This is a genomic window from Crystallibacter degradans (genome assembly GCF_012952295.1).
Taxonomy (GTDB): Bacteria; Actinomycetota; Actinomycetes; order Actinomycetales; family Micrococcaceae; genus Crystallibacter; species Crystallibacter degradans.
Genome location: NZ_JABBCH010000001.1, coordinates 1 through 19,850 on the forward strand (window position 1 = coordinate 1; position 19,850 = coordinate 19,850).

Below are 19,850 nucleotides of genomic sequence, written 5' to 3' on the forward strand. Positions count from 1 at the left end.
CGCGCAACTTGGGTAGGTTCAGGGTTTCTGTGGCGTTAATCGTTGTGCCGTTACCAGCTGCATCGGCAGCCCGGATACTAAGATGCCAATCACCAGGCAACGCACCCCGAGGAATAGCAGCCGATCCCGTATAAACACCGTCCAGTTCATCACCGGACTGAAGATAAAGGTTCCCTAAGAAGTATTCATCCGTGGCATCGTTTCTAAAAGTCACATACGGCCACTTAACGCCCGAGATGTCATCAGTAATCCGCGCACGAACCTGGACCGTCGCCGGACCATCGGAAACATCCACCGACTCAGGAGAGAAACTCAGCTCCTCAACCACAGGCGCGGTCAAATCCGTGCCAACGTTTGCCGATGCCTGTTGGGCTGGCAGGACGATTATCACGAGAATGACCACCATGGCAATGGCGATGGCTGCAGCGATAGGTTTGGAAAGGCTATCGGGCAAGCGGAACGACGGCGTGGACTTCAAAGATCCCCCAACTTATGACGATTTCAAGCAGCGCGAACTCGGCCTACAAGAACTCAAGATTCTCCAACTACGGAGCCAAGAATGACCCCAAAAGATTCTACACATCACGGATGCAAGATTTAGGTCGGGAAAATCGTTTTCACAAGTAGTTATGGAACCGATGCAAGGGGTGTCGTATCGGTTCCGTCAAGACACCGGGACCGCGTGAGGACCCGACCAAATCCGCTACCCCTTAAACACCGCGTCGATGACGCCTTGGGCCCATTCGAGGACGGCTTGGTCGGAGAGATCGCGGCCGCCGATGCGTGAGGTTTTGGGCTTGGGGATGAGGATGAAGTCCAGGTTGGGTTTGACCTGGGAGCCGGGGTACATGCGGTTCAGGCGCATGGTCTTGGACTCGGGCAGGGAGGCCGGGGCGAACTTGATGAAGTTGCCCTGCAGCGCCACGTCGGTCAGGCCGACCTCGCGGGCACCAACCCGGAACCGTGCCACGGCGATGAGGTTCTGCACGGGCAGGGGCGGTTCGCCGTAGCGGTCGGTCAGTTCCTCGACCACCTCGTCGATACCCTCTAGCGTTGTCGCAGAGGCAAGCTTCCGGTAGGCCTCCAGGCGCAGCCGCTCCCCCGGGACGTAGTCGTGCGGGAGGTGGGCGTTAACAGGCAGCTCGATCTTCATCTCGGCGGCCTTCTCTTCGGCTTCGCCGCGGTAGTCCGCCACGGCTTCGCCGACCAGCCGGATGTAGAGGTCGAACCCGACGCCCTGGATGTGCCCGGACTGCTCCCCGCCCAGGAGGTTGCCGGCGCCACGGATCTCCAGGTCCTTCAGGGCCAGCTGCATGCCGGCGCCCAGCTCGTTGTGGGAGGCCACGGCCTTCAACCGCTCCAGCGCGACCTCGCCCAACGGCTTCTCCGCCGGGTAGAGGAAGTAGGCATAGGCCCGCTCGCGCCCACGGCCCACACGGCCACGCAGCTGGTGCAGCTGGGACAGGCCATAGTTATCGGCCCGGTCCACAATTAGCGTGTTGGCGTTGGAGATGTCCAGGCCGGTTTCGATGATGGTGGTGCAGACCAGCACGTCGAAGCGCTTCTCCCAGAAGTCCACGATGATCTGCTCGAGCTTGGATTCGCTCATCCGCCCGTGCGCTACTTCCACCCGGGCCTCGGGTATCAGCTCGCGGATGTGGGCCGCGGTCGCATCAATCGAGGAGACCCGGTTATGCACGAAGAACACCTGGCCCTCGCGCATCAGCTCGCGCCGGATGGCGGCCGAGGCCTGCTTGTCCGTGTACCCGCCCACGTAGGTCAATACAGGGTGCCGCTCTTCCGGGGGCGTGGCCAAAGTGGAGGTCTCGCGGATCCCGGTCAGCGACATCTCCAAGGTCCGTGGAATCGGCGTCGCACTCATGGCCAGGACGTCCACATTGGTGCGCATCTTTTTCAGCGCCTCCTTGTGCTCCACGCCGAAGCGCTGCTCCTCGTCCACGACGACCAGGCCCAGATCCTTGAAGTCCACTTCCTTGGACAGCAGCCGGTGCGTGCCGATGACCACGTCCACCGTGCCGTTCTTCACGCCCTCGATGGTCTCCTTGGATTCCTTGGCGGTCTGGAAGCGGGAGAGCGCCTTGACCCGGATGGGGAAGCCGCTGAACCTTTCGGAGAACGTCTCGTAGTGCTGCTGCGAGAGCAGGGTGGTGGGCACCAGCAGCGCCACCTGCTTGCCGTCCTGCACCGCCTTGAACGCGGCGCGCACGGCGATCTCGGTCTTGCCGTAGCCCACGTCGCCGGAGACCAGTCGGTCCATGGGGATCTCGCGCTCCATGTCCTGCTTGACCTCGTTGATGGTGGTCAGCTGGTCCGGCGTCTCGATGTACGGGAACGCCTCCTCCAGCTCGCGCTGCCACGGGGTGTCCGGGGCGAAGGCGTGCCCGCGCGAGGCCATCCGCGCCGAGTACAGCCGGATGAGCTCGCCGGCGATCTCCTTGACTGCCTTGCGCGCCTTGTTCTTGGTGTTGGCCCAGTCCGAGCCGCCCATCTTGGACAGTGCGGGCGCCTCGCCGCCGACGTAGCGGGTGACCTGGTCCAGCTGGTCCGTGGGCACAAACAGCCGGTCCCCCGGCGCCCCGCGCTTGGACGGCGCGTACTCCAGCACCAGGTATTCGCGCATGGTCTTGGTGGGTCCGGCCCCGGAGGAGCGCTGCAGGAGCTCGATGAACTTGCCCACGCCGTGCTGCTCGTGCACCACGAAGTCACCCGCGGTCAGCTGCAGAGGATCGACGGCGTTGCGGCGCTTCGAGGGCATCTTGCGCATGTCGCGGGTGCCGGCAGCGGAGGTCCGGCCCAGCAGGTCCGCCTCGGTGAGCAGGCCGAGTTTCAACCCGTCGAAGACGAACCCCTTGCCCGCACTCGCCGTCGTAATTTCGATGATGCCCGGCTGCGGCTGGTCCTCGAGGGAGTCGACGCGGGTGGCGGGAATGTCATTGTCGTGGAAGAGCTCGGCCAGGCGCTGTGCGGGGCCGGGGCCTTCGGTGGCGACGACGACGCGCCACTGGTCGCGGACGCGGGAGCCGATGAACTCCATCATTTCGGCCACGTCGCCCTGGTAGCCGCGGGGTTCGCGCGCGCTGACGGTCAGCGTGTCCACGTCCAGCACGGTTTCATCGTCCGGGTTGAAGGAGGTGATGGACCACCAGGAGACCTTGCGGTCCAGCGCGGTGGTGCGGGTGTCGGCCAGGGAGCGGAAGCTCGCCTCGTCCAGGTCCCCCTGCAGCGCCAGGTCCAGCGGGGCGTCGCCGCCGTCGGACGCCGTGGCCCACGCCGCGGCGAGGAACTCCGCGTTGGTCGCTTCGAGATCGTGGGCGCGGGCGCGCACCTTTTCCGGCTCAATAACGACGGCGAGGGAGCCTTCCGGCAGCTCGCCCAGGAACGGGACCATGGCGTCCACCAGCACCGGGGCCAGCGACTCCATGCCCTCGACGGCGATGCCGCCGGCTATCTTTTCCAGCATGTCCGCCGCGGCTGGCATCTGGGATTTCAGCCTCGCCGCCCGGCTCATCACGTCCGGGGTGATCAGCAGCTCGCGGCACGGCGGGGCGTACAGCGCGCTGGGGTGCTTGACGTTCTCGCCCGAGAGGCTGCGCTGGTCGGCCACGGCGAACCAGCGCATCTGGTCCACCTCGTCGCCGAAGAAATCGATGCGCACCGGATGGTCCTCAGTGGGCGGGAAGACATCCAGGATCCCGCCGCGCACCGCGAATTCACCCCGGTGCGTGACCATGTCCACCCGCGCGTAGGCGGCATCGGCCAGCTGCCGGACCACGGACTCGAAGGAGACCTCGTCCCCCACCTTCAGCGACACCGGCTTGAGCTCGCCCAGGCCCTTGACCAGCGGCTGCAGCACCGCGCGCACGGGCGCGATCACCACACGCAACGGGCTGGCGGCGTCGTCGTACTTGAGCCGGCGCAGCACGGACAAACGCCGGCCCACCGTGTCCGAACGCGGGGAAAGCCGCTCGTGCGGGAGTGTTTCCCAGCTCGGGAACTCCTCGATGGACTCGGCCGGCAGGTAGCAGCGCAGCGCCGTGGCCAGATCCTCGGTCTCGCGCCCGGTAGCCGTAACCGCAAGAACGACGCCGGAATCCTGCCCCTCGACCATCTCCGCCAGCAACGCCGCGCGCAGCCCGGGAGGCGCGCCGATCTGCAGATCCTCGCTGCGCTCCCCCGCTGGCCGGGACGCGTAAAGCCGTACCCGCTCGAAGGACTTATCTTCAGCGAGGGCAGTCCGCAGTCCGTTCAGGCTCATGGTCTTTCATCCTTCTCTTCCCCGGCAGGGCGCAACACGAATACCCGAAGTTCAGCAGAACTCCGGGGTCACGGATAAAAGTTTACCGCCAACGACTGACGTTCTGAGCCGGGAACCGGACCGGGAATCAACGGGCAAGTTCGGCATCGATCGACAGACCCTTGTTGGAATCCCTGGGTCGGCACCTGCTCGCTTATGCACGCTATTACCGACACATGTCTCGGTCCTCCTGCCCGGCGATCAAATATCTCTAGACGTTTGCCCTGGTGCTCTTCGAAGGATGCTGCTTCGATTCTTCGGGAACGAGCTGAGAAATGCGCTGAGGGCTAAGACCAAGCATGAACCCGATGTCCCGCACTGTCAGGCCTGATGCTTTGAGATCTTTGATGGCTCGACGAGACAGGAGCAATGCTTCAAAGCGTGACTCTTCTGCCTGCTTGGCCATTTGACGTGACGCCTCAACGACATCCAACTGGGCCTGAGGCAAATCTGGAATGACGGTAACTTCGATCGACTTCGGATCGACGCCCTTTATTACCGCAACAGCATCGGCGGCCATCTCGGCTACCTGGTCGAGTCGTTTTGCTTGGCTAAATACGCCCGCAACTTCCGGCACTTCGATAGCCCACCAATTGCCCGAACGGAACGCCTTTGCAGTGACTTTCAATGCGATCACTTCCCTAACTGCTTACGGATCGAGTCCGCCGTGTGGTTGAAGTCTTCTCTTTGGCAAACCTCTTCAGCTCCCTCAGCAGCATTCGACGTTTGACCACACAATCCACCCTAGGCCCGAAACCCCTTCTTGTCTAGGAGGCTAGACAAGAGTTATCTAGGCGCGTAGACAAGTTCAATTGGCACCCGAAAAAGCGAACCTTGGGACCAGCTTCACCATTCGGCGGAGAAAGACTCGCCGGCTGCATCGACGACAGCTTCCGGATCGTCGGTCAGCCGGTCGACAGGGCGGTCTCCGTCAAGGTATCCGGTCGGGGCGACCATCCACAGAGCCAGGCTGGCATCCGTGCGGCCGGCTGTGCGTGCCGTCCGGATCAGCTCCCTTATGACCGGGCGGACGGCATGCGTTTCCCGATCAAACTGAAAACCGGGATAGCGCAGACCACCGGGGCGTTCGATGGCGATCAGCTTCCCGGCCTTCCGCTGGTCGGAGGCGAAGCTGCGGTTAGGTGTAGATGAGCCGACCGCAGCAGAGACTTGCGTGCTTGTGAGCAAGCCGAATTCAGCCTCGATCGCTCGCCACACATTCTCGGTTGCCTGGACACTCCTGGCAACCTGCGGGGAGACCGGGGTCTCCACGGCTGCAGCGGCGGCGCCCAAGGCCTTCATGCTTCGATGCATGTTGACTGCGGCCGAGACCAGCTCAGGTTCAGGAGGCAGCTTGTCCTGCGAGTCGCCTCGAAAGCTTCTATCCGCCATGGCACCTCTCTGCCCACGCTTCCTACCATCAAGTCTATCCGTCAGTGTCGTCGGGGCGACACGGCCCCCTTCAGGATTCCCACCGGATTACTGGCCTGAGAGGACCGCGCGGCTATTCGGAACGCGTTCCGAGACCATCAGTCGTCCGGCTCGTAATGCGATTCGAACTTCTCCGCGCTCATCGCGTAGCCGTCCGTGCCGTCCTCGTTGTTGTAAACCAGATAGTCGCCCCTGTTGTAATGGGTGCGGCCTTCCTTGGTGGCCACGCTGCCGGCTTCCCGAGCAACCTCAGCCCAGACCGGGGTGGATTTCACGTAGGCCCCCCGCCGGACCTGGCGGTAGGTGGCGGTGAAGACGTCGGCATCGACCGTGTAGATGTCGCCGTCGTTATCTACTAACCAGTCTCCGGGTTTGCCGTGCTGCTCTGCACCCCACTTGCGGTAGGTAAGCCCCTGGGTCTCCAGGTGCAGCGGAACGGCAACGACGTACTGGTCCGGCCGGCGTCGGTAACGGCGGAGTTCACTCACAGCGGTCCCTTCGGATCAGGCGTGCGGCAGGTCAAAGATGGCGCCGAAATCAGTGTCGCGCACATCCCGCTCCCCGGCCAGCCGGCCGAGCCGGTGCAGCGTTTCCATGTTTTCCGGGGCGTCCATGGCACTCAGCGAGCGGACCTTCTCCGTCTCAGCCAGGTCTGCGTCCAGGGTCCGGATGCTCTCAGGGCGCAGGTCAACGTTGTACCTCAGGTAGCTCATCAACGGCGTGCCGGCGAGCAGATCGCCGTCGAGCTCGCCCACTTCCCGGTCCAGCACCCTGGCGGTGGGGCTGGCAGACATCCACTGGAGCATCGTCTCCTGCAGCACCGCGCAGTCCTGCATCACGGACATCAGCGCGCTGATGGCGTGGCTGGCGGCCAGTCTTGCCTTGCGAACCGAGGGATCCGACGCCCCGGTGCCGACAGAGACGATCAGGAGCTTGTCTGCGCCGGACTCCCAGCCCATCCCGTAGCCTTTGAGCGAGGCATACATGAATGCCTGCAGGGCGGGATTGTTGTACGGGCTGACACCGCCGTCCACAAAGTTGCCGGTAATAGACTCCCGACCAGACGCGCCCGTTATGGTGATGGTCTCCGGTTCAAAGTACGACGGCGCCGCAGTAGACGCGCGGACCACCCGCCACAGGTGATAATCACCGTTTCCCATCCTGCCGTTCTCCCCTGCCGCAAAATACCTGCCGCTGGGATTGTTGCTCACCGGCCAAGGACTCCCGGTATCCAGACGTTTGAGTACCACCAGCAGTCCGGTCAGCAGTTCAGAGCTGCACAAGGGGGTGTCCGCGCCGAACAACTGTTTCAACTCGTCAGTCAGCCTTGCCTCGCTGTACTTGGCCCGCAGCAGGCCCTGGCGGAACAGGCTCCGCTCAAACACGCGGTGCCCCAGGTTGAAGTACTTTTCCCGCAACTCTGCGACGCTCAGTCCCTGGGCCAGAGCCGCTGCGATGATCGCCCCGGTGGAGGTCCCGGCGATCAGGTCGAAGTAATGGCACAGCCGGAAGTCCTTCCCGCCGCCATGGCGGTCCCGGAGCAGGTCCTCGACCTTTTCCAGGATGCCGAGGCTCAGAATCCCGCGCAGGCCCCCGCCGTCGAGGGCGAGAATCCGCTTGGGCAGGCCGTCCGGATGGAAATGTTCGTCAAGAGTCAAAGTCTGGTATGCCATGGTCCTGGAGATCCTTCCTACCGCGTTGGTGTTGCGTCAGCCGGCTTTGCCGCCTGGGACCGGAAGCCCCGGGCAGGGCGGGTCATAATCGAAATCCGACGATATCCATTGGCCCCATTCCTGCTCGCTGATATTCCTGGTCAGCTTGGCGCACAAGGCTTTCGTCCAGTCTTCAGGGACCGGCCACACGCGCACACTGTTGTCCTGGCTGCCCGAGATGACCTGCCGGCTGTCATGACTGAAGGCAACAGTTTTCACTGCATCCCAGTGCCCCGCCATCGGATCACCAATCGACTTGCCGGTCGCATCCCACAGACGCACCATCCGGTCAGCGCCCCCGGACGCTAGATGCCGGCCGTCCCGGCTGAAAGCTACGTGGTTCACCGCGCTCTCATGTCCGCGCATAGGTTCCGCCGACGGCTCGCCGGTTTCCACCTCCCACAGACGTACCGTCTTGTCGCTGCTGCCCGAAGCAACTCGCTTTCCGTCGTGGCTGAATGCCACCCCGTTCACCGGTGCTTCATGCCCGGCAAGCGCATCGCCCCGTTGCTCTCCGGTCTTCGCGTCCCAGAGCCGCACCGACTTGTCTTCGCCGCCGGAGGCTATCAGCTGCCCGTCAGGACTGAAGGCGACGCTGTTTACGTCGCCTTTATGGCCGGTCATCGGCTTCCCAACAGGCTCCCTGGTCTCCGCGTTCCACAGGCGCACTGAATCGTCCGCGCCGCCGGAGACCATCTGTTTTCCGTCGGGACTGAAGGCCACGCTCTTCACGGCGCCTTCATTGCCGGTCATCGGCTCCCCTACCGGGTCGCCGGACTCCGCGTTCCACAGGCGCACGGTCCCATCCGCGCTGCCAGAGACCACTTGATTTCCATCCGGACTGAAGGCAATCCCGAGCACCGGGCCCTGATGCCCGCTCATCTCCCCTTCGGCCTTTCTGGTGCCCAGGTTCCAGATCGTCATGCTGCCGTCACCACCGCCGGAAACGGCGCGGTCTGCTTCGGGGCTGATCCCGAGGCTCAGGACCCAGCTGGTCTGCTCCATTGGGACGCTGGCCGCGTTCCAGAGACGGATGGTGCCGTCACCCATGCCTGAAAGGATCCGCCGGCCGTTCGAACTGAAGTCCACGCTCCACACTTCCAGCCCGTGACCGGTCATCGCCGCGCCGGTCGGCTCGCCCGTTTCCACGTTCCACATTTGCAGGGTGTAGTCAGTGCTGCCGGAAACCAGCCGTTGCCCGTCCGGGCTGAAAGCGACACTTAGCACCCAGTTGGTGTGCCCGGTCATCGTCGCGGAAGGCAAGGCTGTAGTCAGATCCCACAGCATCACCGTGCGGTCGTTACTTGCCGACGCGATCCGGTTCCCATCGGGGCTGAACGCGACGCCGTTGACCTGTCCGCCGTGCGCCTCCAGTACGAACAACTGCTGGCCGCTGATCGCGCCCCAGACACGGACCAGGTTGTCGGCCCCACCGGATGCAACCCTCGACCCCGCTGGATCGAACGCGACACTCTTCACCGGGCTGCCGGGGACTCCCATCGGTTCCAGCAGCTGCTGACCGCTCTCCGCGCCCCACAGCCGCACTGTGCCGTCCTCGCCCCCGAAACAATGCGCGCGCCGCCGTCGTTGGGGCTGAAAGCAACACTGTTGATAAAGCCATCGTGCCCGGTCAGCGGCTCCCCTCGAGACTTGCCCGTCTCCGTGTCCCACAGCCGTATCGTCTCATCCTCGCCGCCGGAAACAATGCGCGCGCCGCCGTCGTCATCGGGGCTGAAAGCCACGCTCTTCACTGCGCCCTCGTGCGCCTTCCCCTGCTCCCACAACTGCTCACCGGTCTCCGCGTCCCACAGCCGAATAGAGCCATCGGCGCTGCCGGAAACCGCCAGCTTTCCGTCCGGGCTGAACGCTGCACTGTTGACAGGAGATGCCGGCCTCTCCTCGGAGGCAGGAGTCACCTGCACCATCTTGTGGACATCGCGCTGGGCAACAACGGCGCCCACAATTACCCTCTCGCCTTCCGATGTTCGCACCAGCGACTGCGCGGCCAGCATTTGCTGCATCCCGCGAAGCTCACCGCCCGGGCGGGCCCCGGCCAGCATGGACTGCCCTTCGGCGGCCAGCTTTAGGGCGGTCGCCTCGCGACTGCGCTGATCTGCTTCATCAGCACTGCGAACAGCCTGGTCCTGTGCGAAGAAGGCGAGGACGAAGCCGAGCACCGCAACAAGTGCGATGACAGCCGTTACCGCCAGCACCATTCTGAGCACCTTCGATCGTTTCCGCAGCACCGCCGCGTGCGCCTCGGCTGCTTCCTGTTTCTCCCGGGCGGACTGCAGCTCGGCTTCCTTCCGCCGCTTCTCGGCAACACTCCGTTCCTCTTCCCGCGCACGTGACGCCAGGAGGAATTCGCGGTTCGGATCCAGCCGGTTCCGGAATCCGGGCCGAGCGGACAGCCGTTCGGCACCGATGAGTCTTCCCCCTTCGAAGAGCCACGCTTCGTTGCGGGAGCTGCGTTCCCAAGCGGCTGCCGCACGCTCAAGGTTGTCCGCCTCTTTGAGGTCCTCCCGCTCGGCGGCGAGCCACCCGGCCAGCTCGTCCCACTGGCGCAGGAGGCTCTCCAGCGCCACCTCGATAACGGTTTCCCCGCCGCGGTTGTCCTGAACCAGCAGGCGCTTCTCCACCATTGCATCGACCAGCGGGCGGGCATCGCCCGGCAGGTCGGCCAGACTTGCCACTCGGCGGATGGGCTGATCGTTGTCCGGATTGATCGTCGCCAGCCACGGGATGAAGGCCGACCGCAGGAGCGCCAGCTGCCGCTGCCGCTGCTCGGGGTGATGGGATAGCAGCGCGTCGACCTCCGTCTGCACCACGCGCTGCAACCCGCCCATCGCCTCGTACTCGGCAAGGGTAAGTTGGCCTCTGGCGCCATAGTCCTGATAGAGCCGCGCAAGGGTCAGGGCAAGCAGCGGCAGTGTGTCGGCCCCGGCAGTGCAGTCGGCCAACAGCCGGTCCACCAGGGCCGGCTCCAGCGTCAGCGGATGTCCGGCCGCCGTGGCTCGGGCAGCGGGTCCGAGGATGACCTCTTTGAATTGGACCACGGGCATCGGTTTGAGCTCGTCGAACACAACGCTTTTAATGCCGGCCAGTTGCGGGGCGGTCTGCAGCGCCTCGTAGAAATCGGCGCGGATGGTGCTGGCCACGATGAGCGCCGGCCCGGTGCCGTCGTCGTACTCAAGCAGCCGCGCCACCAAGTCCAGGAAGCCGGCTGCCTCGGGGCCCGCGTCCGCGTTGAAGAGTTCCTCGGCCTGGTCGAGCGGCAGCACAAGTGTGGGCGCCGGTGATTCCTCCAATGATTCAGGGTCCTCAGTTTCCTCCGGAGCCTCCTGCAGCCGTTCCGCAGCAACGTTCCGGGCTTCCATCAGCCATTCCCGGATGCGGTCGGTGTTGTTTCGCACGCAGGCTTCCTTGATTTGCCCCAGCGACGGATGCCTCAGCCCCAGCCCGGTGCGCAGCTCCTGTATGGCGCGGGCGAACCCCTGCTCTCCGGTGAGTGCGCTGCGCTCCGGACGCACTATCTCCAGCGGCAGGAAATGACGGTCCTCCCGCCGCAACCGCGGCAGCAGCCCCGCCCGCAGGAATGAGGACTTGCCTGTGCCGGAGGGGCCGAGGATCACGAACAGGGACTCCACCCCGGAACTGCGCATCCCCCGCAGAGCGTCGAGACCCCGGACAATCTGCCCGTCCCTGCCGAAAAACACCGCCGCGTCCGTTTCCTGCAGCGGCTCCCATCCCCGATAGGGGGCCCGGTCCGGATCGCTCGACGGCGGCCAAGCGAAATGTTCCGCTCCGATCCCGGCCTTCCGCAACCCCCGTCGCAACTGTTGCAGCGCCTCTGTACGAAAGACGACGACGCCGGCCGTTCCGTTTGCTTCAATCGGGATCTCGGTAGCCGGACCATCACCGAACAGGTCGCAGCGCTGCCACTCGCGGGTAATGCTCTCCACAGGTTCGAGCCGTGCGCACAGGATCAGCTTGCCGAGATTCTCCGCCGTCCGGTACTCGGTCAGGCATTCGCGCGAGGATTCCCAATGAGCCGAGATCAGGCAGATCACCACCTCGCAGCGCTCGTTGGCCCGACGCAGTGCCTCCTTCCAGCGCTCACCCGGTGCGATGCCTGTATAAGGGTCCAAGTCCAGGAAGATCTCGTCCTCCAGCCCCGGCACCTGCTCCACGAGCCAGCGTTTCAACGCGATGGCCTGGAGGCTGTCTCTGCTCGAATGGCTCAAGAAGACGCGAGACATGTTCTCACCCCTGGTTCCGTGCGCAGAAGCACTTCTAGCGGTGGCAACCGCGAGCGGGTACCACCGTTCAGTTCATCAGGGGAGCGTTACTGGGGCGTTACGGCCCCTCCTTGCACCAACATACGGTAGCGGTGAACAAGCGCGTCCTCGACAACGCCGGGCCCTCACGCACGCCTCGGCCGCCCAGTATGTTCCGGCTGGTGAGCCTGTCTAGTCCTGCCGGAGCCGATCGATCTGGCCTTTGACCAGCGTGGGAATGTCCGCCGGTACGGACGGGAACCGCTCCGTCGCCGTGTCGAGCGCAGCGTCCAGCCGGTCAAGGGTCTCGTCGACCGTCTTTTCCGCCATCCGCCGCGGGATACCCCAGGCAGCCCCTTCATCGGCCAGATGGCTGCGGGTCATCCGCGTGATGTTCTCCATTCCGCCAACCCAGAGGCCCGCGGTCACGGTCGCGGGAAGGAAGGCCAGAGTGGGCACGACATCGTAAAGCGGTGAGACCGTCAGCCCACCCGGCGTCAAGAGAACAGAGGTGTTCTTGGCATGGGCATCGGCATTGCATAGTGCTATGTTGACGATGACCTGGCGCAGCAACACCTGCAGCTGTTCACGCGGGTTGCGGGCATACTGGCGCAGGACCCGTGAAATCTTGACCAGGGACGGCCGGACGGCCGGAGTCCCGTCCTCGTTTTTCACGCGCGAGTCCGAGTACTTGGCCAGCGGCGGTGAGCCGAGCATCTGGCAGCCGTCTTCCTGGTGGATCCGTCTGGTGCCCCCGTTCCCGGGTTCCCGGTCGTAGCGGGTGACCATCAACGCCGGCCTGCCTTGGGCGCTGGCTTGCAGGGAGACCTCGGCGGCCGGCGTTGCGGCGGACGCGACGGTCATCGCCCAGCCCTCTGCGGCGGCCATGCCCGGATACTCGATCTTCTCCGGCTTGATGATGTGGGTGGACAGCGCCCCTTCAAGCGGCAGTGCCCACCCCTCCAGTGTCCGGGCAAGCAGCAGCTTGGACTGGACCCCGCCGAGCGAGCTGCGGACCACGCCGCCACCGGCCACGGGCCACTGCGGCAGGGTATCCAGCCGTGCGGCCACCTCATCGTCGGTAAGGGGCTGGTAATGCCCGCCTCTGTTCGGCTTGAAGCCTTCCGGTCCGACGGCGACGGCGCCGGCACACTCCCAGCCGATGGCTTCCAACAGGGCGAAGTCATCGTAGGCGGGAACTCCTGCCGCTGCCGCTGCGGAAGCCCGCTGTTCGCCTTCAGGCAGCAGGTTCGCGAACCAGTTCCGCGTTGGCACGGGCCCGACTGGCTCGGCGGCCACCGGCAGGGAGCAGGAGAGCAGAGGCTGGCCGGCATGGCGGGTCACGGTTTCGGGAGTGTAGCTGAAGGTGGCGCTGCGGTTGCGGTGGATCTCGATGCGTCCGGTCAGCTGGCCGTGCAGGAGGACGTCGAGCCGGCGGACGGCAGGCATCAGCTGCCCTCCGCTCCGTTGCCGGAGGCCGGCGTGCCTTTTGGAGCGAGGGCAAAGTAGCTGCCCAGGATCTCCAAGGCCTTCAGCGCAGTATCAAGGGAGACACTGCCGGATCCGTTCTCGAAAGCGATGATGGTTCCGCGCGAAACGCCTACCCATTCGGCCAGTTCGCCCTGGGTCATACCCTGCGCCTTGCGCTGCTGGCGCACGTAGCGGCCAAAATCGGCCGCACCGTAGCCCGGTACCCACATACTGCCCTCTCACTTTGTCGCCTATTTTGAACATTACGACAAAGAAGCGCGAATGTCCAAGATAATGGACATTCGCTGGTGTGGACCTAAATGCCCAACATTATGAGCATCGCACCGAGTTCCTGGCACACCGGCAGGAACTCCTGCCCGGCCCTATTCCGTATGTCTTTTACCGCCATCTCCTGCGGAGTCGCGCTCCGGCGGCCGGTAGCCGGCGACAGCGGCGCGGATATCGCCCTCTTCGTGCCCGCCCTTCTTCTTGCCGAACGGCAGCACCTTCAGCAGCGGGTGCAGGATGGCCATGATAACGAGGCCCCACGCGAGTCCGAGGACAGCCGAGCACAGGGTGTTCACGAGCCAGGCTAGGAAGCCACCGGCCACCGGGATCCCGGCGAACGGGCCCTCGAGGACGTGGACCAGGTCGTACGGCGCGTGCCAGCCGAGGGAATATACCCCCTGGAGCATGATGTGCCCACCAACCCAGAGCATGGCAATCGTCCCGACGAAGGTGATCGCAGCGAGCACGGCGGGCATGCCCTTGACGAGCAGCGCGCCAAAGCGTTTCGCGCCCGCGGAGTTTTTGGTGGTCAGGTGCAGGCCGATGTCGTCCATCTTGACGATGAGCCCGACGGCGCCGTAAACGATCGCCGTAATCGCAATCGCCACGACAACCAGGATGAACGCCCGGACCCACAGCGACTCGGTGGCTACCTCGTTCATCGAGATGACCATGATCTCGCAGGACAGGATGAAGTCGGTGGTGATCGCGCCCTTGGTGACCTTAGCCTCCGCCTCAGGGCCCCGTTCGACCGCCGGCGTGTGCTCGGCCTCATGGTCACCACGGACCTTGTGCCAGACCTTCTCCGCACCCTCGTAGCAAAGGTAGGTGCCGCCCAGCATGAGGATGAACGGGATGATCACCGGGATGAAGGCGCTGATAAGCAGCAGCGCCGGAAGGATGATCAACAGCTTGTTCCGGAGCGAGCCCCAGAAGATCTTTTTGATCATCGGCAGTTCGCGGGACGGGTCCGCCCCGGATACGTACTGCGGAGTCACAGCGGCGTCGTCGATCACCACACCGGCGGCCTTGGTCCCGGCCCTGGCGGCACCGGCAGCGACGTCGTCCACCGAGGCGGCCGCTATGCGGGCCAGGGCTGCGACGTCGTCCAGCAGGGCAACAAGGCCGCCGCTCACAGATCGTCTCCGCAATGCACGACGGCGGACTGATGGTCGTGGAGGTCACAGTTGACGCGCATGATCAGCATGCTTTGAGTATATGACGGCGGGCGGCCCGGCTGGCAGCAACGCGGCGCGCAGTCCCGGACACGCGCCAAGCTGCGGATCCTCGCTGCGCTCGCACGCCGGCCGGAATGCGTAAAGCCGCACCCCCTCGAAGGACTTATCTTCACCGAGGGCAGCGTGCATTCCGCAGTCACAGCCCTCCAACCGCAGCTACGGGGCTGCCTAAAAGACACCGAAACTGATTATTGACAGCGTCAGATGGGCGGCTGGACAATATGGGAACGAACGTAATCCATGTCTTTATTGAGCATTTCCCACTCTGTCAGGTGACCCGAACACGCCATCTGGTGATTGTGAAAGTCCCTGTATCCGGCAGCGGCCTTGCTGCACTTTATTTCGCTGAGTCCAGGGGAAAACTATGCGTGCCAGCGTTCAAGATTATTGGTCCACTTTTAATGCTCCGCTCGAGGGCCGCGTTCCGTTCATGTACCTCGATGTCAAAGGGTTCGTCAGTACCGGCGTCGGGAACCTGATAGATGCCACTGCACGGGAACTCTCGCCACCGACACCGGCCGAACGTGAGGCATCGTTGCGAATTACCCGCGCTATAGCCTGGCAACGAAACGGCAGCGGTCCGGCTGACCCTGCAGAGATCGATGCTGAGTGGGACAGAGTGAAGGCCCGAATGGATCTGGCACCTAGAGGCGGCGGGCATTTCGCTCCCCCAGTAACCACCCTGCACATCACGAACCAGGAAATTGATCGGATCGTGGATGAAAAGCTACATCAGATGGAGACCCTGCTCAAGGGCAGGTCGGATTTTGCCTCTTTCGATACCTGGCCTGCAGACGCGCAATTGGCCCTGCTCAGCATGTCCTGGGGCATGGGTCCCATGTTCAGATTTCCCAGGTTTCAAGCGTTTGTATCGCAGAGGAACTGGACGGGTGCTGAGGCCGAGTGCCGGTTCAACCCGGAAGTCGGAACAATTGTCACGCGTAACAACCTCAACCAACAATGTTTCCGGAACGCAGCCCGAGTAGATGCAGAAGGCCTTGATCCAGAAGTGCTGCTTATCAGCAACGGTTCGCAAGGGCCGGTGGTCCCCGACACTCTGATTGACTTGGCGACGGTAGCTGGAATCCAGTCGGCCCTCACAGCGCTCGGATACGATCCGGGTCCAATCGATGGCATCAGCGGCAGCCGGACCACCGCAGCTATCCGGCAATTCCAGACCGATCAGGGTCTGGCCTCAGACGGCATCGCCGGCCCTAATACGCGGGCCGCTTTGGCCGCAGCGCTTGGTCAGCTCGGCATTCAATCGGTAAATGGAGGTTGAAGGATGAACGCCTTCGACTTGGAAGTGAGCAATCCCTTCCCTGCCGGATATGACCGCTCCTATGGAGGCCCGGGGCAGGGAGGACATGTTTCGGAGCACTGGTACATTCAGTACGGCATGGATCTCGGCGCTCCGGGTGGCACCGGGGTACACGCGGCCTTCGGCGGACATATCACCAGATTGAATACGCAGAATATCAATCTCTCAGCCGGCAAGGTCTATGGGGCGGAAATCTTTATGCGTTCCCATAACGATCGAATGGGAGCGTTCTTCACGCATCTGAACAGCCTGCCCACGGGTCTGTCACAAGGTTCGCAAGTCACCCGGGGACAGCCGCTGGGACAAGTCATCGCCACATCTACGCCCCACGTACATATGGCGCTGGTTGAGATCGTCAACGGCCAGTATGTGGGAGTCGATTTGTATCAGTTGTTCCAGTCGACGGCGAACACGACGGACACTTTCACCGTCACCTTCCACCAGGACGGCACAACGCCGCCTTCCTACGGAGGCGGCACCAACGGCGGAACCGGCGGATTCGGGGAGTTTGGCACACTATCCACTGTGTACGAGATTCAAGGTGCGCTGATCGCGCTCGGCTATGATCCCGGTACGCGGGACGGCATCAGCGGGCCCCGAACAACAGCGGCCATCATGCAATTCCAAACGGCCAACGGCCTCGTTGCCGATGGCCTGATAGGCCCGATAACCCGCGCAGCCATAGGCGCGGCTTTGGTTGCCGCAGGCCTGATCCCGGGCTGAGCCTGGTTGCCGGTCCTTCCAGGACTAGTCGACCTGGGTGAAAACGGCCGGAGAAACGCTTTCGCGACTATCCGAGGAGCGCATCATGAGCGGCAGCTACCGTTTCGGTGTCTTTCGTCCCGACGACCTGCTGGTGCTTGAATTCGAGTTCCATAACGTGGATGTGGCTGACGATGGCCGCGCGGTCGTACCCCGCCTGGACACGGGCGGTGCATTCGCCGTCGTACGTTTTCCACCTCAGGCGATTGCCGAAGAGGTATGGGACGGACCTGTAGCCAGGCCGCCTATCCGCACCGCCCTTTCAGGTCCTACACGTTTGGTGTTCCGTTTGCCCGCAACCGGTACGCCGGTCCCGCTGACCGTCGAGGGACTGCTCGATTGGACAACCTGGGAGCCGGCACTCTCCGCGGCGGCGCTGCCGCGCGGAACAGCACCGGAGGAAGCAAGCCCGGAGTTGTCGCCACCGGATGATCTGGAAACGGCCATCGAGTTCCCCCATCGCCTGCTGCTCTCACCGGACGCTCTGGGGCGGTGGCGGACGCTGCGTGGCACTATCGAGGTCGGGGACACGCACCAACTGTGGAGTGCGGTGCTACATACAGTAGATAACGACGGCGATATCAGCCAGGGCGCCGACGTCCGCGCGCTTGCGGACCGCACCGGACCTACACCGTTCAACTCTTCACTGACGGACAACGAGCGGCACCAGATTGTTCAGCTCAGCTCCAACTTCCGAATTGCACTTCCCCCAGATGCCCGGTACACACCGGTTCCGATCAAGGCGAACAAACTGGAGCTGACCGCGCTGGGCGCAAACGCAGACCTCGAGAGCGAGTGGGATTTTCCCTTGCTACCGCCCGAAGAGTTGCAAGGCAGCGGCATCGAGCCGCTGGGGCTTCGTCAATACCAGCACGTTGCTGCCCTGGGCCGTGACCACGTCGTCCGGACGGTGAGGCTCGGCTTTCTATGCGGAACCGGACACCGGGCAGTACTGGTGAAAACCGTCGAACGGCTCCCGGACGGTATTGAAGTAGTTGGACAGGCGCCGGGCGGCGGCGCGCTGTTCAGCTCCAGGGGCTACCTGCTGCGGAAATTCGAAGTGGTGGTCCAGGAACCCGTCATCAACTACGGTCCATTGGCCAAGGCATATGCCTACGAAGGCCGCGAGTTTCCGCTGAACAGCATCCGCCTCACGACAACGTCTGCAGGAATTGATCCACCGCCGGAAGATTACGGACCGTTCTGGCTGCTGGATCCGGAGCGGAACCTGCTGCACTTCAATGCCACCGGCACTGATCTCACCGGCAATGCCCTGGATTTCACCCTTCCTTTGATGTTCGTCCCCTACGACAGGATTGACCGTCACCGGACCATCGCCGCCGTATTCCATAACCAGGATCCCAGCATTGTGGCCACCATCGGGTTTTCCGGTCGACCTCTGGCCGTTGCCCCACCCGGCGACAGGCCCGGTTCCACGGTCCTGAAGGTGGACACCGTCCGCTACGACATCGAGCAACCACCGCACACCGCCGACCCGGCACCCGCATTTCCCATGAACGCCGCCGGCGCTCCGCGGTCCTACATTCCGCGCTTCCTGCCCCGCATCGCCTCCATCGCCGCATCCATCCCTGCCGTGGATGACCTCCTCGGAACGGGCACCGTATCCGAGCTCGTCCCCGACACGGACTACCTGAAGCAGGGGTTCGATAAAGCCGGCAACCCTGCACAGACATTTGTGCGGATGCGTGACGAACTGCCGATCGCCCTTCCATCACAACGCGGCGGCGGTTTGGCCAGCCCCGCGCAGAATGCTCAAGCCCTATCCCGGACGCTCGGACCTGTCTCGTCCCCGGAACAACTGCAGCAGGGGAAACTGGATCTGTCTGCGTTCAAGGATACGAAGTTCCTGGGCACTATCCGGCTGCTGGACCTCCTACCGGCCGACCTTCCGTTCGATGCCTCCGCAGCCGTCGCGGCTGCCCCTCCAAGTCAGGCCGATCTTGATAACCCTCGGTTCAAGGTCAATCCGCCCCGGCTCACCTCCCGCCGTCTTCCCGCAACAGCGGGCGCCGCCCCGGCTGTTGAGTCCAGGTTTATCTGGAAACCTACTCTGCTGCCGGAGTATGATTTCGGCTTCCTCAAGATCGGTATGCAACAGGCGGATCTGCTGCTGGATGCCACCACCCGGCTTACCCAGGAAGGCGAGGGCGGCGCCGTCGTTATCGGGCGGCTGCGGAACATTGAGCTGATCTTCGCCGAGGCACTGAGCGCGGTATTCGGCACACTCTCCTTTCGTGCGGAAGCGGGCAGGAAGATGGAGGTCGGCGCCAAGGACGTCAAGATCGCCTTCGCCGGGCCATTGGAATTCGTTAACGCCCTGCAAAGTATCCTGCCCTCCGACGGCTTCGACGACCCTCCGTTCCTGACCGTCGATTCGCAAGGGGTTGTGGCCGGATACACTCTCGGCGTGCCGAGCATCGGCGTGGGCATCTTCAGCATCCAGAACATCGCCCTTACCGCGGCCTTATCAATCCCCTTCACTGACCGTCCGGCCGGAGTGCGGTTTGCGGTCTGCGAGCGGCACAAGCCCTTCCTGCTCACTGTCAGCCTCTTCGGCGGGGGCGGGTTCTTCGCTGCCGGTGTGAGCGCCAACGGTCTGGAACAGGTCGAGGCGTCGCTGGAGTTCGGCGGCAATATCAGCCTGAATCTGGGAGTCGCTTCAGGCGGCGTCTCCGTGATGGCCGGAATTTACTTCGGACTGACCGGTACCAGCGTCACCCTCACCGGTTACCTCCGGTGCGGCGGGTATCTGGATGTGCTCGGACTGATTTCCATCTCACTGGAGTTCTACCTGGCATTCACCTTCCGCAAGAAAGACCCTGGCAGCGAAGTTTGGGGCCAGGCGAGCCTGACCGTCAGCGTCAAGATCGCCTTCATCAGCAAGTCGATCACCTTATCGGTGGAACGCCGATTCGCCGGATCCGGCGGGGATCCAACGTTCGCCCAGTCTGTCCGGCCTTCCGACTGGGTCGCTTATCTTCAGGCGTTCGCCTGAACCCGGCCCAGACGAATATT

Annotated in this window: 15 protein-coding genes; 4 read left to right on the top strand and 11 right to left on the bottom strand. The window is 63.6% G+C overall.

Features of this window, described 5'->3' with window-relative positions; genetic code table 11:
- On the bottom strand, positions 1–406 hold a 406-nt coding region (locus HGO92_RS00005; protein WP_205834042.1), incomplete at its 3' end, for a DUF7743 domain-containing protein.
- Here HGO92_RS00005 and HGO92_RS23390 point away from each other — a divergent pair.
- A complete protein-coding gene (locus tag HGO92_RS23390) occupies positions 396–563 on the top strand; it encodes a hypothetical protein (protein ID WP_205834044.1) in 168 nt (55 codons plus the stop codon). The two genes, HGO92_RS00005 and HGO92_RS23390, sit on opposite strands and share 11 nt — an antisense overlap.
- A 140-nt stretch (positions 564–703) precedes the next feature.
- Here HGO92_RS23390 and mfd read toward each other — a convergent pair whose 3' ends face one another.
- The 10 genes from mfd to HGO92_RS00055 all read right to left on the bottom strand — a co-directional run bounded on the left by mfd (position 704) and on the right by HGO92_RS00055 (position 14,629).
- Complete coding sequence (gene mfd / locus HGO92_RS00010; protein ID WP_169990814.1) at positions 704–4,276, bottom strand: transcription-repair coupling factor; 3,573 nt, start codon at positions 4,274–4,276, stop codon at positions 704–706.
- 250 nt (positions 4,277–4,526) lie between these two features.
- Positions 4,527–4,952 (bottom strand): hypothetical protein, encoded by a 426-nt coding sequence (locus HGO92_RS00015; protein ID WP_169990816.1) that lies wholly within the window; start codon positions 4,950–4,952, stop codon positions 4,527–4,529.
- 209 nt (positions 4,953–5,161) lie between these two features.
- Positions 5,162–5,707: a hypothetical protein gene (locus tag HGO92_RS00020; RefSeq protein ID WP_169990818.1), complete on the bottom strand. Its 546-nt coding sequence runs from the start codon at positions 5,705–5,707 to the stop codon at positions 5,162–5,164.
- 137 nt (positions 5,708–5,844) lie between these two features.
- Positions 5,845–6,234 (bottom strand): hypothetical protein, encoded by a 390-nt coding sequence (locus tag HGO92_RS00025; protein WP_169990819.1) that lies wholly within the window; start codon positions 6,232–6,234, stop codon positions 5,845–5,847.
- A 15-nt stretch (positions 6,235–6,249) separates the two neighbouring features.
- Complete coding sequence (locus HGO92_RS00030; RefSeq protein ID WP_169990821.1) at positions 6,250–7,419, bottom strand: patatin-like phospholipase family protein; 1,170 nt, start codon at positions 7,417–7,419, stop codon at positions 6,250–6,252.
- A gap of 36 nt (positions 7,420–7,455) precedes the next feature.
- Positions 7,456–8,937: a WD40 repeat domain-containing protein gene (locus HGO92_RS00035; RefSeq protein ID WP_169990823.1), complete on the bottom strand. Its 1,482-nt coding sequence runs from the start codon at positions 8,935–8,937 to the stop codon at positions 7,456–7,458.
- A complete protein-coding gene (locus HGO92_RS00040) occupies positions 8,934–11,717 on the bottom strand; it encodes an nSTAND1 domain-containing NTPase (RefSeq protein WP_169990824.1) in 2,784 nt (927 codons plus the stop codon). The genes HGO92_RS00035 and HGO92_RS00040 overlap by 4 nt, the downstream gene beginning before the upstream one ends.
- Before the next feature lie 210 nt (positions 11,718–11,927).
- Positions 11,928–13,184: a type II toxin-antitoxin system HipA family toxin gene (locus HGO92_RS00045; protein ID WP_169990826.1), complete on the bottom strand. Its 1,257-nt coding sequence runs from the start codon at positions 13,182–13,184 to the stop codon at positions 11,928–11,930.
- Complete coding sequence (locus tag HGO92_RS00050; RefSeq protein ID WP_169990828.1) at positions 13,184–13,435, bottom strand: helix-turn-helix transcriptional regulator; 252 nt, start codon at positions 13,433–13,435, stop codon at positions 13,184–13,186. Before HGO92_RS00050 ends, HGO92_RS00045 begins: the two co-directional genes overlap by 1 nt.
- Positions 13,436–13,588: 153 nt before the next feature.
- Entirely contained in the window at positions 13,589–14,629 is a 1,041-nt protein-coding gene (locus HGO92_RS00055) for a DUF808 domain-containing protein (RefSeq protein ID WP_169990830.1), read from the bottom strand.
- Positions 14,630–15,095: 466 nt separating this feature from the next.
- On the opposite strand from HGO92_RS00055, the gene HGO92_RS23395 reads away from it, so the two are divergent.
- From HGO92_RS23395 to HGO92_RS00070, 3 genes are all read left to right on the top strand, one after another.
- Positions 15,096–16,013, top strand: a complete 918-nt coding sequence (locus HGO92_RS23395; protein WP_205834048.1) for a peptidoglycan-binding protein — start codon at positions 15,096–15,098, stop codon at positions 16,011–16,013.
- 3 nt (positions 16,014–16,016) lie between these two features.
- Positions 16,017–16,775 (top strand): peptidoglycan-binding protein, encoded by a 759-nt coding sequence (locus HGO92_RS00065; protein ID WP_169990832.1) that lies wholly within the window; start codon positions 16,017–16,019, stop codon positions 16,773–16,775.
- A gap of 85 nt (positions 16,776–16,860) precedes the next feature.
- A complete protein-coding gene (locus HGO92_RS00070) occupies positions 16,861–19,830 on the top strand; it encodes a hypothetical protein (RefSeq protein WP_169990834.1) in 2,970 nt (989 codons plus the stop codon).
- Positions 19,831–19,850 lie beyond the last annotated feature (20 nt).

What these genes read in the sequence shown, in the direction of transcription:
- HGO92_RS23390 (WP_205834044.1), top strand. Translation starts at nt 396, where the DNA reads ATGACCACCATGGCAATGGCGATGGCTGCAGCGATAGGTTTGGAAAGG.
- mfd (WP_169990814.1), bottom strand. Translation starts at nt 4,276, where the DNA reads ATGAGCCTGAACGGACTGCGGACTGCCCTCGCTGAAGATAAGTCCTTC.
- HGO92_RS00020 (WP_169990818.1), bottom strand. Translation starts at nt 5,707, where the DNA reads ATGGCGGATAGAAGCTTTCGAGGCGACTCGCAGGACAAGCTGCCTCCT.
- HGO92_RS00030 (WP_169990821.1), bottom strand. Translation starts at nt 7,419, where the DNA reads ATGGCATACCAGACTTTGACTCTTGACGAACATTTCCATCCGGACGGC.
- HGO92_RS00040 (WP_169990824.1), bottom strand. Translation starts at nt 11,717, where the DNA reads ATGTCTCGCGTCTTCTTGAGCCATTCGAGCAGAGACAGCCTCCAGGCC.
- HGO92_RS00045 (WP_169990826.1), bottom strand. Translation starts at nt 13,184, where the DNA reads ATGCCTGCCGTCCGCCGGCTCGACGTCCTCCTGCACGGCCAGCTGACC.
- HGO92_RS00050 (WP_169990828.1), bottom strand. Translation starts at nt 13,435, where the DNA reads ATGTGGGTACCGGGCTACGGTGCGGCCGATTTTGGCCGCTACGTGCGC.
- HGO92_RS23395 (WP_205834048.1), top strand. Translation starts at nt 15,096, where the DNA reads ATGCGTGCCAGCGTTCAAGATTATTGGTCCACTTTTAATGCTCCGCTC.
- HGO92_RS00065 (WP_169990832.1), top strand. Translation starts at nt 16,017, where the DNA reads ATGAACGCCTTCGACTTGGAAGTGAGCAATCCCTTCCCTGCCGGATAT.
- HGO92_RS00070 (WP_169990834.1), top strand. Translation starts at nt 16,861, where the DNA reads ATGAGCGGCAGCTACCGTTTCGGTGTCTTTCGTCCCGACGACCTGCTG.